This is a genomic window from Streptomyces sp. NBC_01176 (genome assembly GCF_045039825.1).
Taxonomy (GTDB): domain Bacteria; phylum Actinomycetota; class Actinomycetes; order Streptomycetales; family Streptomycetaceae; genus Streptomyces.
Window position 1 is genome coordinate 1,712,803 of sequence record NZ_CP108600.1, and the last position, 13,285, is coordinate 1,726,087.

Sequence of the window (13,285 nt, forward strand, 5' to 3'; positions counted from 1 at the left end):
GTTCTCCAAGGCGATGGAAGCGGCTGAAGAGGTTGAAGAGGTTGAAGAGGTCAGACAGCAACTTAGGTTAGCCTAACCTCATTGACTGACGGAGTCGGAGAGTAGGGGAACCGCCCGCGCGCACTCTCCGTACCGGGGACGCCCGCCCCCTCCACATGGCCCACCCCACCGAGCAGCGGTCGGAGGCACGCCGCCACTTTGCGGTTACTGTGCCCCAACAGGGAATCGCGCCACCCGAGCCGACGTGCGCAGCCGTCCCCTCGGTCGTGCCGACGATGCGGGTGGCGGAGGTGCGCGCGGAGTCGACGCGGTGGCCGGCTCAAGGCGCCGTACACCCCCGGAGGACCGTCATGCATCCCGTACTCGCCGAAGACCGCGCGCGCCTCACGGAACTGCTCCGGTCCGTGAGCGAGTTGGCGGGTCGGGAGCTGGAGGCGGTCGATGCCCGCCCCGCCGCGCGGCTCGGCGCCGCCCCGAAGCCGCAGCCCCTGCCCGCCGAGGGCGAGGGCACCGATGGCGCGCTGGCCCGTTTCGCCGAGCGGTGGTCACCGGGCTTCTCCGGCAGCGCGGGGCCCCGCTACCTCGGTTTCGTGACCGGTGGCGCGACGCCCGCCGCCCTCACCGCCGACTGGCTCACCAGCGTGTACGACCAGAACGTCAGCGGGAGCACCGGGTCGTCCGCCGCCGCACTCGAACGGGAGACGTTGGCCTGGCTGCGCGAGTTGTTCGGGCTGAGCGAGGCCCACAGCGGGGCGTTCGTCACCGGCGCGACCATGTCGAACACGGTGGGCCTGGCCATCGGGCGGGAGTGGCTGGGGGAACAGCGGAACGTGTCCGTCTCCCAGGACGGTGCGGCCGCGCTCGGCCCGGTCACGGTGCTGTCCGGGGCACCGCACTCCAGTATCGGCAAGGCCGCGTCCGTCCTGGGCCTCGGCCGCGCGAGCGTACGGCGGGTCCCGCTCCTGCCCGGGAACCGTGAGGCGGTCGACGTGGCGGCGCTGTCGGACGCGCTGGAGACGATGGAGGGCCGTCCGGCCATCGTCGTCGCCAACGCCGGAACCGTCGACACCGTCGACTTCGACGACCTGCGCGCCATCGCGGCACTCAAGGAGCGTCACAGCTTCTGGCTGCACGTCGACGGCGCCTTCGGGGCCTTCGCCGCGCTGCTCCCCTCGCACTCCCACCTGACCGACGGCCTGGACGCCGCGGACTCCGTCTGCCTGGACCTCCACAAGTGGTTCAACGTCCCCTACGACAGCGCGGTGGCGTTCACCCGGCGACAGGACCTCCAGGTCCGGGTCTTCCACAACTCCTCGCCCTACCTCGGCACACCCTCCCTTCCCGACCCCGACTTCCTGCACCTCACTCCGGAGAACTCCCGGCGGCTGCGCGCCCTGACCGCCTGGTTCTCCCTGGTCGCCTACGGCCGGGACGGGCATCGCGAGATCGTCGCCCGCAACACCGGTCTCGCCCGGCGTCTCGGCGATGCCGTCGTCGGCGTCCCGCACCTGCGGCTCCTGGCACCCGTGCGGCTCAACACCGTCTGCTTCACTCTCGCCGACGACGCCACACCCGACCGTGTCCAGGCCGCCGCCCGTGCCATCGCCGCCACGGGTGAAGTCTTCGTCACCCCGACCGTCTACGGTCACGTGCCCGCCCTGCGCGCGGCGTTCAGCAACTGGCGCACCACGGAGCCGGACATGGAACGCGCCCTCGCGGCGATCACCGACGCGACGGCACCGGTCTCATAGCCGACGTTCCGGAGCCGCGCGAGAGTCCTCACGGCCACCGGCCACTCCGACGGGCCCTGCCGCGCCATGCTCAAGAGTCTCCGGCCGGCTCGCTGACAGTTCGCCCAACTGTGCGCTCCCACCGACTGTCTGACACCACGTCACTCGCGCCGCCGCACACGGCCGGGATCTACCCCCTTCGCCTCACCGGCCCGGCGATCGCTCCTCTCGGTGGGCGTCCTCCACCCGTGCCACCCGCGTCCACTCCTCGGCCGACAGCGCGAGAAGCCGTCGTACGGTCCCTGGCTCGGGCAGTGACCCGTGGTCGCCCGTCACCTTGAGGGCGGAGACGGCCGTGATGTGGCCGAGGCGCAGGGCGCGTGTCAGGCTCTCGCCGCGGAGCAGACCGGCCAGGAACCCCGCGGCGAAGGCGTCGCCCGCGCCGACGGGTTCGACCACGAGAGTGCGCAGCGCCGGGACCACGACGACGTCCCCGTCCCGTACGGCGGCGGTGGCCGAGTCGGCGCCGTCCTTGACGACGACGATCCGCGGGTGCGGCAGCAACTCCCGTACGCCGCCGGCCGTGAGGTCACGGCCCCACAGGTTCTGCGCCTCGTCCAGGCCGACGAAGACGACGTCCGCGCGGTCGGCCAGGTCCCGCAGGACGGTGGCCGCCGAGTCGTCGTGCCACAGGGCGGGACGGTGGTTGACGTCGAAGCTGACGGCGTACGGCCGGTCGGCGCGCGCGGTGCCGAGCGCCCGGCTCACCAGTTCCCGGCAGGACGGGGACAGCGCCGGGGTGATCCCGCTGACGTGCAGAAGGGAGGCGGCGCGTACGGGTCCGGTGTCCAGCAGGCGGGGTCCGAGGGCGGAGGCGGCGGACCCGGATCGGTAGTACTGGACGCGGGTCCCGTCCCGGTGGGGGGACTTGAGGAGCAGACCGGTGGGGCGGTCGGGGTCGGTGCGGACATGGGTGACATCGACGCCCGCGGCGGCGACGGCGGCCCGCACGCGCCGGCCCGGCGCGTCGTCGCCGACGGCCGAGAGCCAGGCCACCGGTATGCCGTGATCGGCCAGGTACATCGCGACGTTGGACTCGGCCCCGGCCACCGTCAGGCGCAGGTGCTCGGCCTCCTCCAGCGGGCCGACCGGGTCGGGAGCCAGGGCCGCCATCGTCTCCCCGACGCACACGACGGGTCCGGGCGCGGGCCGCCACGACGCGGTCACGCGGACCCCCCGGCCGGGAACGGCGGTACGGGGAAGGCGTCTTGGAGACGGAACGCGGGCGTCGGCGGGCCGGGCACGTCCACGCGGACGGAGAACACGGCGCCGTCCTCGGGACGCGGATCGGCGAGTCCCACCCGGGCCGTGGTGATGTGCAGGACGTCGTGCTCCAGACACACTCCGGCGGGCCGGCTCGCGGGCAGGGGCAGGACGCGGTCGGGGGTGCCGTCCGCGAGGTAGCGGCGTACGGTGCCGGTCCCCCACACGGCGACCCACAGGGCGCCCTCGACGTCGACGGTCATGCCGTCGGGGCTGCCGTCGTCCACCGTGGCGAAGACCTCGGGCGTGCCGAGGGCGCCGGTGTCCGGGTCCACCGGATGGCGCCGGATCACTCCTCGGGCGCTGTCGGCCAGGTACATGGCCTTGCCGTCGGGGGTGAAGGCGGGTCCGTTCGGGACGGTGATGCCGTCCAGGACCCGGGCCACGGTGCCGTCGTGGTCGACCCGGTACAGCGAACCGGCGTTCTCGTCGGCGTCGTAGCCCATGCTGCCCGCCCAGAAGCGGCCGGAGGGGTCGGCGACCGCGTCGTTCATGCGCGTACGGACCGCCGCGCCGTCCTCGGGCCGGGCGAGCCAGGTGGTCGCGCCGTCGCTCGTCAGCAGGCAGACGCCGGTGTCCGCGGCGGCGATCCACGTGCCGGGGCGCCCGGCCACCGGGGCCACCGCACCGATCGGGAAGGGGAGTCGGGCCAGCGGTTCCAGGCGGGCCGCCGGGTCCGCCGGCGCCTTGAGGAGGCGGCCCGCGAGGAGGTCGACGAGGACCACCTCCTCGCCCGTCCAGCGGATGCCCTCGCCGAGTTCGAGGCGGTCGGGGCGGGTGACGCGCGCGGAGGTGCTCATCGTCCGGACTCCTCCGCGACGGCACGGAAGGCGCGGGCCCGGTCGCGGAGCGCGGCGAGGCTGCCTCCGTCGGCGGCGTCGCCGACCAGGGGCGAGCCGACACCGACCGCTGTCGCGCCGGCTGTCAGACAGGCGTGGGCGGCGGCCTCGTCGATCCCGCCGACGGGAACGAACGGCGCGTCGGGGAAGGGGCCGCGCAGGGCCTTGAGGTAGTCCGCTCCGCCGAACACTCCGGCGGGGAAGAGTTTCAGGGCCTCGGCTCCGAGCGCGCGGGCGGCGATGACGTCGGTCGGGGTCAGCACCCCGGCGAGGACCGGCAGGCCCAGGTCGCGGGCCGCGCGGACGCCGTCGCCGAGTCCGGGTGTCACCACGAAGGCGGCTCCCGCACGGTGTGCGGCGTGGGCGTCGTCGGCGCTCAGGACCGTCCCGGCGCCCAGGAGCGCGTCGGGCCCGAGGGCGTGCCGGGCCCGCTCGATGACGGTGAGGGCGTCCGTTCCGCTCAGGGACACCTCGATGAGGTCGACGCCCTCCTCGGCGAGGGCCAGCACCGTGCGCAGCGCGGCGTCCGCGTCGCCTCCGCGCACGATGGCCAGCAATCGGCGGGCGGCCAGGGCGGCTTGCAGATCCACGGCAGGGAACTCCAGTTCTCGACGGCGGTGTTCAGGGGCAGCGGCAGGCGGTGCTGAGGGTGAGGCGCCAGCGCACCTCGCCGGACGCGGGGACGCGGGCCGCGTCGTCGGGTCCCGCCTCGGCGAGGTCGAAGACCCGGCCGAGCATCGGTTCGACGCCGGTGCTGCGGTAGGGGGTGGGCCGGGGGAAGCCGCCGAGGTTGCGCCACAGGGCGACCGACACCGGCTGTTCCCCGGCGTGCAGGGCGAGGTGGAGGCGGTCGGGGCCGTCGTGCACGCAGGCCCCCGGGGCGTCGACGACGGCCCCCACGGCGGTGCCGTCGTCGGGACCGAGCCGGTCCAGCGGCACTCCGCACGGGGCCGGCCAGGCGCCGGTGATCCAGGGGGCGCCGTCCGGCCAGGGGCGGTCGACGAGCGCGGCGGCCTCCGGGAACAACCGGGTGGACGCCCCCTGGGGCAGGTGCAGGGTGGCGGCGGACGACAGGTCGAGCAGGGCGTGCGCGGCCCAGACGAAGCGGAAGCCGGGCTCGGCGGTGAGGACGTAGTGGGCCTCGGCTCCGTCGGACGTGGCACGGATCGTACGGCGGAGGGTGAAGTCCGCGCAGCGTACGGACTCGGCGGCACCCTCACGGGTCCAGGGCCGGGACCAGGCGTCCCCGTGGTCCGGGGTGCCGCGGACGGTGGGCACGCACTCCTCCAGGCCGCCCGCGTCCACGAACTCCATTCCGGGCAGGACCTGTTGGCGCTCAGGGTCGGGACGATGCCAGAGCCACTCGCGGCCGGGTGCCGCGAGGGAGGTCCAACGGCCTCCGTGGAGAGGGTCGGTGACGATGTCCAGTGGCATGCTCACCACTCCGCGAAGGAGCCGTCGGGGTGCCGCCACACGGGGTTGCGCCAGGCGTGGCCCGCGCGGTCGGCGGCGCGGACGGCGGCCTCGTCGACGGTGACGCCGAGGCCCGGTGCGGCTCCGCGTCGCGCGTGCCCGTCGACGAACCGGAAGGGCTCGGGGTCGACGACGTAGGAGAGCAGGTCGGCGTCCTTGTTGTAGTGGATGCCCCTGCTCTGCTCCTGGATGAGGAAGTTGGGTGTGGCGAAGGCGACTTGGAGGCTGGCGGCGAGGGCGATCGGGCCGAGGGGGCAGTGCGGGGCGAGGTGGGCGCCGTAGGTCTCGGCGAGGGAGGCGATGCGGTGGACCTCGGAGATGCCTCCGGCGTGGGAGAGGTCGGGCTGGGCGACTGCGATGCCGGCGGTGAGCGGGGCTAGGAACTCGGCGCGGGAGTAGAGGCGTTCGCCGGTGGCCAGCGGCACCGGGCTCGCGCCGACGAGCCCGGCCAGGAGGTGGTTCTGCTCGGGGACGACCGGTTCCTCGACGAACAGGGGGTGCAGGGGGGCGAGTTCGTTCAGGACGCGGCGGGCGTTGGCGGCGGTGAAGCGGCCGTGGAAGTCGACGGCGACGTCCCGGTCGGGTCCGAGGACGTCACGGGCCGCCGCCACGCGGGCGACGACCGCGGCGGTCTCGGCCATCGTGGCGGCCGGCCCCACACGTCCGGCGCCGTTCATCTTCACGGCGGTGAATCCCGCCTCCACCTGCGCGCTGATCTGCTCGGTGAGTTCGGCGGGTTCGTCGCCGCCGACCCAGGCGTAGACCCGGACGCGGTCGCGCACGGGGCCGCCGAGCAGGGCGTGCACGGGAGCGCCGTAGGTCTTGCCCGCGATGTCCCACAGCGCCTGGTCGAGTCCCGCGACGGCGCTGGACAGGACCGGGCCGCCCCGGTAGAAGCCGCCCTTGGTGAGGACCTGCCAGTGGTCCTGGATACGGAGCGGGTCCTGGCCGAGGAGGTATTCGGCGAGGACGTCGACGGCGGTCCGCACCAGTTCGGCGCGGCCCTCGACGACGGGTTCACCCCAGCCGGTCACGCCCTCGTCGGTCTCCACGCGGCAGAACAGCCAGCGCGGCGGTACGAGGAAGGTTTCGACGCGTGTGATCTTCACCGGCCACCGGTGCCTTTCGGGTCGTCGGGCCCGCCGATCCGGTCCAGGTCGCGTCCGGCCTGGTCGAGCAGGGCGCGCATGGCCGCCTCGGCGGCCCGCGGGTCCCGGTCGCGTACGGCGTCCAGGACGGCGCGGTGGGCGGGTACGGGGTCCTCGCTGTGCGGGGCGCTGTGCACGATGCGGTCGCGGTGGGCGAGTCCCGACTCGATCACGACCTCCATGCGCTCCAGGAGTTCGTTGTGGGTCGCGGCGAGCAGGGCACGGTGGAAGGCGAGGTCGGACTCGACGGCGTGGGCGGCACCGGTACCGTGCTCCCCCATCGCCGTCAGGGCGTCCTCGAGGGCGGCGAGGTCGGCGTCGGTGCGGCGCTCCGCGGCCAGCCGGACGGCTGCCGGTTCGACGATGGCGCGTACCTCGGCGAGGTTGCGCAGCAGGCCGAGGTCGGCCTCGGCGGAACCGGCACCCTGGATCTGCCAGCGCAGCACGTCGGCGTCGAGCAGGTTCCAGTCGGAGCGGGCGCGCACGAACGTGCCGCGTTTCTGCCGGGCGTCGACCATGCCCTTGGCGGCGAGGACCTTGAGGGACTCGCGCAGCGCGGTGAGGCTGACGTCCAGCTCACGCTGCAGCGCCACGAGGTCGAGCGTGGCCCCCTCGGGGATCTCGCCGCCGAGGATGCGGCGGGCGAGGAACTCCACGGTCTGACCGTGCACGCCGCGGCGGGCGTAGGGCGTCATGTCGTACAGCCTTTCGGTGATCGGGGCTCGGTCATGCGGAGGCCTTCAGGACGCTCCAGCCGCCGTCGACGACGAGGTGCGACCCGGTGATGTAGGAGGCCTCGTCGGAGCCGAGGAACGCGATGGCCGCGGCCACTTCCGCGGGGGTGCCGAAGCGGCGGGCCGCCGTCTCGGCGACGCTGCGTTCGCGGTCCTCGGGCGGTACGCGGTCCCAGGCGGCCGTGAGGATCGGTCCCGGCAGGACGGCGTTGACGCGGACCTCGGGCCCGTACTCGACGGCGAGCTGGCCGCACAGGGACAGCAGGGCGCCCTTGGACGCGGCGTAGGCGGGATGTCCGGGGATGCCCTTGTGGGCGTGGACGGACGAGGTGAGGACGACCGCGCCGCCCCGGTCGCGCAGGTCGGGCAGGACGGCGCGGACCCCGAGGAAGCCCGCGGTGAGGTTGACGTCGAGCTGGCGCCGCCAGGAGGCGAGGGTGAGTTCGTGGGCGGGGTGGACGTCGACGGTGTAGGCGTTGCTGACCAGGACGTCGACCGGTCCGAAGGAGTGGGCGGCGGTGACGACGCGGTGCCAGTCGTCCTCGGCGGCGACGTCCGCCGTGACGAAGCGGGCCCGGCCGCCGTCTTCGGTGATCCGTTCCGCCTCGCCACGGCCCCGCTCCTCGTCGATGTCGACGAGCACGACGGCGGCTCCCTCCTGGGCGAGGCGGGCGGCGGTGGCGGCTCCGATGCCGGAGGCGGCCCCGGTGACCACGGCCGTGCGGCCGGTGAAGCGGGCACCGCCGCCTCGTACGGGCTGGTCCATCGTGGGTTACGGCTCCTTCGGGTCGGGCACGGAATGCGTGCCCATGGGGCGGGGTGGGTCGAACCTACGCCGGTCGCCGGCCCGGGTGGCGGGTCAGCACGACCAGTTCGGCGTCGTGATCGGCGGTCCAGGCGAACGGCAGTCCGTAGTGCAGGAGGTGGGCGCCGCCGTAGGTCGTGCCGGAGGATTCGTCGCGGTAGCGGGCGTCGGGATCGAGACCGCGCGGGCGCAGTCGGGCGGGTCGGCCCGGCACCAGGGGGGCGCCGTCCAGGCGTCCGGTGTTCAGGGCGGCGACGACGGTCCGGCCGTCCGGGCCGTCGTACTGGACTCCGCAGGTGGCGTCGTCCGGGCTGCCGAGCAGGTGGGTCTCGCCGTGGTGGATCACGTCCCGTACGTCCTTGTAGCGGGCGATCCATCCGGCGGCCTCGGCGCGTTGCTCCGGGGACCAGGTGCGCAGGTCGGCGCCGATGCCGAGGACGCCGCACATCGCGGTGACGAAGCGGAAGGCGAGGCTGCGCGGGCGGGGGTCGAAGATTCCGGGGGCGTCGGTGACCCAGGAGCTCATCACGTGCGGGGCGTGGGCGTGCAGGAAGCCGTACTGGATGGCGAGCCGGTCCAGGGGCGCGGTGTTGTCGCTGGGCCACACGACGTCGGTGCGGGCGAGGGTCGTGTGGTCGACCCGCCCTCCGCCGCCCGCGCAGCCCTCGACGGTCACATGGGGATGGGCGGTGCGCAGGTGGTCGAGGACACGCAGGTATCCATGGACGTGGGCGGCGTCCAGGTCGAGGCGTTCGGCGGGGGTAGGGCCGGGCCGGCTGCGTTCGGTGGGCGGCCGGTTCATGTCCCACTTGAGGTAGTCGATCCGGTGCTCGGTGAGCAGTCGGTCCAAGGTGGCGACGACGAAGTCCTGCACGTCCGCGCGGCCGAGGTCCAGGAGCAGCTGGTTGCGGACCAGGCGGGCCGGGCGGCCGTCGATCCGGTAGGCCCAGTCGGGGTGTTCGGCCAGCAGCCGGCTGCCGGGGCTGACGGCCTCGGGCTCGATCCACAGGCCGAAGTCCATGCCGAGCGCGCGGACGTCCTCGACGAACCGGTCGAAGCCTCCCGGGAAGGCGGCCGGATCGGGATACCAGTCGCCGAGGCCGGCGGTGTCGTCCGTGCGGCCGGTGAACCAGCCGTCGTCCACGACGAACAGTTCCACGCCCAGATCGGCGGCGGATTTGGCGAGTTCGAGCTGTCCGGCCGCGTCGACGTCGAAGCCGGTCGCCTCCCACGAGTTGTAGAGGACCTTGCGGGGGCGGCGCAGCCGCTCTCCGGTGAGGTGGCGCTCGTAGCGGTGCCAGACACGGGAGAGGCCGTCGAGTCCGTCCGCGCTGAACGCGCAGGCGAGACGTGGCGTGGTGAGTGTCGCGCCGGGGGCGAGGAGGACGGCTCCCTCGTGCGGCACGCGTCCGGCGCGGACCCGGGCGGCGCCGCCGGGTTCGGCCTCCGCGGTGATGTGCCAGTTGCCGGCCCACTCCAGGGCGAGGCCGTAGGCGGGCGCGTCGTCCGCGGCGAGGTCCTGGACGGCGAGCCAGGGCGCGTAGGCGTGCCCGGGGGTGCCCTGGGTGCTGCCCATGGTGAAGGTGCCCCGGGTGAGGGCGAGTTCGGTGTGCTGGAACTCCTGCGACCACTGTCCGGTGAGGTAGGTGAGCCGGGCTCCGGCGGTGACCGGCACGTTGACGGCGCCGGAGTCGAAGCGCTCCAGGCGCAGCTCCTCCGAGCCGGTGCAGGTGAGTTCGGTCCAGCGGTGCAGGACGTCGGTGCCCGGCACGACGGCGTAGCACAGGGTGGTGCGCAGGCCGAGGAGGTCGTCGGTGAAGGTCAGCCGGAGAGTGCCGGTGTCCTCCTCCGCTCCGGTGAACTCCCACCACACGCCGCGTTCCTGTCCGGGGCGGCCGGCGATCAGGTCGGCACCGGTGAAGGGCCGCTGTCCGTGCGGCAGATACTCGGCGGGGGCGGCGTCGGCCGGGGTGACGAAGTGGGTGCGGTGCGACCAGTCGAGGGCGGAGGGCCCGTCCTCGGCTCCGTGCGGGCCCCAGGCGTCCAGTTCGGCCCAGGGTCCGTCCGGCGACAGACGCACGGTGTAGCTGGTGTTCTCGGTGCGCAGGGTCCAGCGGTCGTACGGTGTCACTTCACTGCTCCGAGGTTGAGTCCGGCCACGAAGTGGCGCTGGAAACGGAGGAAGACGGCCACCGTCGGGGCGGCGGCGATGACGGAGCCGGCGGCGATCACGTTCCACATGGACACGTACTGTCCCTGGAGTCCGATGAGGGCGGCGGTGATGGGCATCTTGGTGTCGCTGCGCAGGACGGTGATCGCCCACAGCAGGTCGTTGAAGATCCAGGTGAAGGACAGGGCGCTGAGCGCGGCGAGGGCGGGCCGGGTGAGGGGCAGGATGATCCGCCAGAAGATCTGCCAGGGACCGGCGCCGTCGACGACCGCCGCCTGCTGGATCTCGACGGGGATGGACCGCATGAAGCCGTGCAGCACGAAGACGTAGAAGCCGACGCCGAAGCCGATCTGCACACCGATCAGCGCGGGCAGGGTGTCGTACACGCCCATGAGTTCGCTGAGTTTGGAGACCGGGATCAGCAGGATCTGCGGGGGCAGCAGGTTGCCGCCGAGCATGAGCAGGAGCAGCGAGCGGCGGAAGGGCATCTCGTAGCGGCTGAGCCCGAACGCGGCCATCGCGGCCAGTGCGAGGGTCACCACGACGCAGGGGACCGTCACGAGGAGGCTGTTGACGAGGGCGCGCTGCTGGCCGCCGTCGACCCAGGCCTGCCGGAAGTTGCCGAGGGTGAAGGACCGGGGCCAACTGCCCAGTCCGTGCGAGGCGATGTCGTCGAAGGACCGCAGGCTGGTGACCAGGACCAGGATGATCGGCAGCAGCCACAGCAGGGACAGGGCACCGGCACCGGCGTGGAATCCGGCGGTGGACAGGCGGCGCCGGCGCAGGGCGGCGTCGGAGCTGTGCGAGGTCGTCATCAGTCCGCCTCCCGGAAGGCGCGCACGAGGTAGGAGGCGATCACACCGAAGGCCAGCACGAAGATGACGACGGCGAGGGCCGATCCGTAGCCGAGCCGCAGTGACTGGAAGGCGGTGGAGTACATGTAGGTGCTCAGCAGTTCCGAGGAGTGGTAGGGGCCGCCGCGGGTGAGGGACCACACCACGTCGAAGGAACGCAGCGAGTCGATGACGATGACGGACAGGACCACCGCGTTGACGCCGCGGAGCTGAGGAAGCGTCACATGGCGGAAGACCTGCCAGCGTCCGGCACCGTCGACCTTGGCCGCTTCGTACAGGGCCGGGTCGATGCCCTTGAGGCCGGCCAGGTAGAGCACCATGACGTAGCCGATCTGGCGCCACAGGGCGGGCACGATGACGGCGTACAGGGCGGTGTCCTGGTCGGCGAGCCACGCGTGGCGCAGGCTGCCGAGGCCGACCGACTGGAGGAGCTGGTTGAGGACGCCGTCGGGCTGGTAGATCGCCTGCCAGACGAGGGCGGTGGCGACCAGGGAGAACACCACCGGCAGGAACAGGGCGGCGCGGTAGAAGCCCACGCCGCGGCGTTCCTGCTGGAGGAGCAGGGCGGTGCCGAGGCCGAGCAGCGCCGACAGTCCGCCGAAGAGCAGCAGCCACAGGACGGTGTCGACGGCCGCGGTGCGGAAGACGTCGTCGTGCATCATCTCCCGGAAGTTGGCCAGTCCGACGAAGCGCGGTGCGGAGACCCCGTCCCAGCTGGTGAGCGCCAGGTAGAAGCCCTGCAGGGCCGGCCAGAAGACCCAGATCGCCTCGGCGAGCAGCGGGACGAGGACGAACGCCAGGACCAGTGGAGGGGTGCGGCGCGGGCCCCCGGCCCTTCGGCCGCGGGGCGGCGTCGGGACCGGGGTCGTCTTGCGGGCGGCCGTGGTGAGGACGGCCACGTCACGCTCCCCAGATCTTCTGGGCGTCGCGCTGCCAGTCCGTGAGGATGCTGTTGATCTCCTTGGGTTTGGCGATGAACTTGGTCAGGGCGGTGTCGGCGGTGGGCTGAAGGGCGTCGCTGGAGTCACGGTTGAAGAACTGGGTGACCTCGGCGGCCTCCGCGACGTGCTTGCGGCCCTTGGTCACCAGCGGGGTACCGGTGTCCTTGGCGTCGGGGTGGCACGGCAGCGCGGTGCCGGAGGAGCCCTTGAGGTAGATCTCCTGGGCCTCGGCGCCGGCCAGGAAGCGCAGCAGGTCGAAGACCTGCTCGCGGTGGCCGGAGCGGGCGCTGGCGAAGTAGCCGTCGGTGGGCGCCTCTTCGGCGAGCGGGATCTTGGGGTCGATGATGGGGAAGCGGAAGAAGTCGATGTCGTCCAGGGCGTCCTTCGGTGCCGCGTCGGCGAAGAACGTACCGATCAGCATCATTCCCGAACGGCCGTTGAGCAGGGCAGTGGTGGCGTCCTGGAAGGCGACGGCGGTGCCGTTGGGGTCGAAGTACGGGAGGAGCTCCTTCCAGCGGTCGAAGACCTTGTGGACCTCCGGGTCGTCGAAGCGGTGCTTGCCGGCGAGGAGTTCACGGTGGTACTGGGCGCCGTTGATGCGGATGTCGAGGTAGTCGAACCAGGCGGAGGCGACCCAGGCGGTGTTGCCGCCCGCGCCGAGGCCGATCGGGGCGACGCCCTTGGACTTGAGCTTGTCGCACAGGTCGAGGAAGCCGTCCCAGTCGGTGGGCGGAGTCACGCCCCACTTCGCGAAGTTGGACTTGCGGTAGAACATGCCCCACCAGTAGTAGGTGGTCGGCACGAAGACCTTCTTGCCGCTGCTGGAGGTGCACAGCGTGTGCAGGGCCTTGGAGTAGCGCTGCAGGTCGGGCGAGGTCCACACCTCGTCCAGTCCGAGCAGGAGGTTCTTGCGGGCGTACGCGTCCGCGACGGAGCCGGGGTACCAGGTGTAGACGTCCGGCGGGTTGGCGGAGGTGAGGTACGTCGGCAGCTGGGTCCGGAACGTCTCGGCGGCGACGGTGTTGAGGTCGACGCCGCCCTTCTTCTTGTAGGCGGCGACCAGGTCCTGCATCGCGGCCTTGGCCTGCGGTGCGGAGAGGTTGGACTGCAGGGAGACCGCACCCTTGGAGGAGGTCTTGGACGAGGACGAGGTGGAGGTCACGCAACCGCTGAGCAACGCCGCGGTTCCGGCCGCGCCGGCTCCGGCGAGGAAGCGCCGACGGCTGGTCTGTGAGTGGGTCATGGAAGGCTCCTGCGAGGTCAGGACG

At 72.8% G+C, this 13,285-nt stretch carries 12 protein-coding genes; 1 reads left to right on the plus strand and 11 read right to left on the minus strand.

Annotated features, from left to right (window positions below; translation table 11 throughout):
- Nucleotides 1-350: 350 nt before the first annotated feature.
- Nucleotides 351-1,751 carry a pyridoxal phosphate-dependent decarboxylase family protein gene (locus OG199_RS07160; protein WP_401808015.1) on the plus strand — a complete coding sequence of 467 codons (1,401 nt, stop codon included), beginning with the start codon at nucleotides 351-353 and terminating at the stop codon, nucleotides 1,749-1,751.
- Between the two features lie 183 nt (nucleotides 1,752-1,934).
- On the opposite strand, the gene OG199_RS07165 is transcribed toward OG199_RS07160, so the two are convergent.
- The 11 genes from OG199_RS07165 to OG199_RS07215 all read right to left on the minus strand — a co-directional run bounded on the left by OG199_RS07165 (nucleotide 1,935) and on the right by OG199_RS07215 (nucleotide 13,260).
- Nucleotides 1,935-2,957 (minus strand): sugar kinase, encoded by a 1,023-nt coding sequence (locus tag OG199_RS07165; protein WP_401808017.1) that lies wholly within the window; start codon nucleotides 2,955-2,957, stop codon nucleotides 1,935-1,937.
- Complete coding sequence (locus tag OG199_RS07170) at nucleotides 2,954-3,853, minus strand: SMP-30/gluconolactonase/LRE family protein (protein WP_401808019.1); 900 nt, start codon at nucleotides 3,851-3,853, stop codon at nucleotides 2,954-2,956. Before OG199_RS07170 ends, OG199_RS07165 begins: the two co-directional genes overlap by 4 nt.
- On the minus strand, nucleotides 3,850-4,482 hold the full coding sequence (locus tag OG199_RS07175; protein ID WP_401808022.1) for a bifunctional 4-hydroxy-2-oxoglutarate aldolase/2-dehydro-3-deoxy-phosphogluconate aldolase: 633 nt from the start codon (nucleotides 4,480-4,482) through the stop codon (nucleotides 3,850-3,852). The genes OG199_RS07170 and OG199_RS07175 overlap by 4 nt, the downstream gene beginning before the upstream one ends.
- A 31-nt stretch (nucleotides 4,483-4,513) precedes the next feature.
- On the minus strand, nucleotides 4,514-5,326 hold the full coding sequence (locus OG199_RS07180) for a hypothetical protein (protein WP_401808025.1): 813 nt from the start codon (nucleotides 5,324-5,326) through the stop codon (nucleotides 4,514-4,516).
- Between the two features lie 2 nt (nucleotides 5,327-5,328).
- Nucleotides 5,329-6,474 (minus strand): galactonate dehydratase, encoded by a 1,146-nt coding sequence (dgoD, locus tag OG199_RS07185; RefSeq protein WP_401808027.1) that lies wholly within the window; start codon nucleotides 6,472-6,474, stop codon nucleotides 5,329-5,331.
- Nucleotides 6,471-7,208 carry a FadR/GntR family transcriptional regulator gene (locus OG199_RS07190; RefSeq protein ID WP_356803656.1) on the minus strand — a complete coding sequence of 246 codons (738 nt, stop codon included), beginning with the start codon at nucleotides 7,206-7,208 and terminating at the stop codon, nucleotides 6,471-6,473. Before OG199_RS07190 ends, dgoD begins: the two co-directional genes overlap by 4 nt.
- A 31-nt stretch (nucleotides 7,209-7,239) precedes the next feature.
- Nucleotides 7,240-8,013 carry a glucose 1-dehydrogenase gene (locus OG199_RS07195; RefSeq protein ID WP_356803654.1) on the minus strand — a complete coding sequence of 258 codons (774 nt, stop codon included), beginning with the start codon at nucleotides 8,011-8,013 and terminating at the stop codon, nucleotides 7,240-7,242.
- Between the two features lie 64 nt (nucleotides 8,014-8,077).
- Nucleotides 8,078-10,183, minus strand: coding sequence for an alpha-galactosidase (locus tag OG199_RS07200; RefSeq protein WP_405828638.1), 2,106 nt, complete (start codon nucleotides 10,181-10,183; stop codon nucleotides 8,078-8,080).
- The gene (locus OG199_RS07205) at nucleotides 10,180-11,037 is read right to left on the minus strand and encodes a carbohydrate ABC transporter permease (protein WP_401808033.1); all 858 of its coding nucleotides are present in this window, start codon (nucleotides 11,035-11,037) and stop codon (nucleotides 10,180-10,182) included. The genes OG199_RS07200 and OG199_RS07205 overlap by 4 nt, the downstream gene beginning before the upstream one ends.
- Nucleotides 11,037-11,975 carry a carbohydrate ABC transporter permease gene (locus OG199_RS07210; RefSeq protein ID WP_405828641.1) on the minus strand — a complete coding sequence of 313 codons (939 nt, stop codon included), beginning with the start codon at nucleotides 11,973-11,975 and terminating at the stop codon, nucleotides 11,037-11,039. The genes OG199_RS07205 and OG199_RS07210 overlap by 1 nt, the downstream gene beginning before the upstream one ends.
- A gap of 1 nt (nucleotide 11,976) precedes the next feature.
- Complete coding sequence (locus tag OG199_RS07215; RefSeq protein ID WP_401808039.1) at nucleotides 11,977-13,260, minus strand: ABC transporter substrate-binding protein; 1,284 nt, start codon at nucleotides 13,258-13,260, stop codon at nucleotides 11,977-11,979.
- Nucleotides 13,261-13,285: the final 25 nt, after the last annotated feature.

What these genes read in the sequence shown, in the direction of transcription:
- OG199_RS07215 (WP_401808039.1), bottom strand. Translation starts at nt 13,260, where the DNA reads ATGACCCACTCACAGACCAGCCGTCGGCGCTTCCTCGCCGGAGCCGGC.
- OG199_RS07160 (WP_401808015.1), top strand. Translation starts at nt 351, where the DNA reads ATGCATCCCGTACTCGCCGAAGACCGCGCGCGCCTCACGGAACTGCTC.
- OG199_RS07180 (WP_401808025.1), bottom strand. Translation starts at nt 5,326, where the DNA reads ATGCCACTGGACATCGTCACCGACCCTCTCCACGGAGGCCGTTGGACC.
- OG199_RS07195 (WP_356803654.1), bottom strand. Translation starts at nt 8,013, where the DNA reads ATGGACCAGCCCGTACGAGGCGGCGGTGCCCGCTTCACCGGCCGCACG.
- OG199_RS07190 (WP_356803656.1), bottom strand. Translation starts at nt 7,208, where the DNA reads ATGACGCCCTACGCCCGCCGCGGCGTGCACGGTCAGACCGTGGAGTTC.
- OG199_RS07205 (WP_401808033.1), bottom strand. Translation starts at nt 11,037, where the DNA reads ATGACGACCTCGCACAGCTCCGACGCCGCCCTGCGCCGGCGCCGCCTG.
- OG199_RS07170 (WP_401808019.1), bottom strand. Translation starts at nt 3,853, where the DNA reads ATGAGCACCTCCGCGCGCGTCACCCGCCCCGACCGCCTCGAACTCGGC.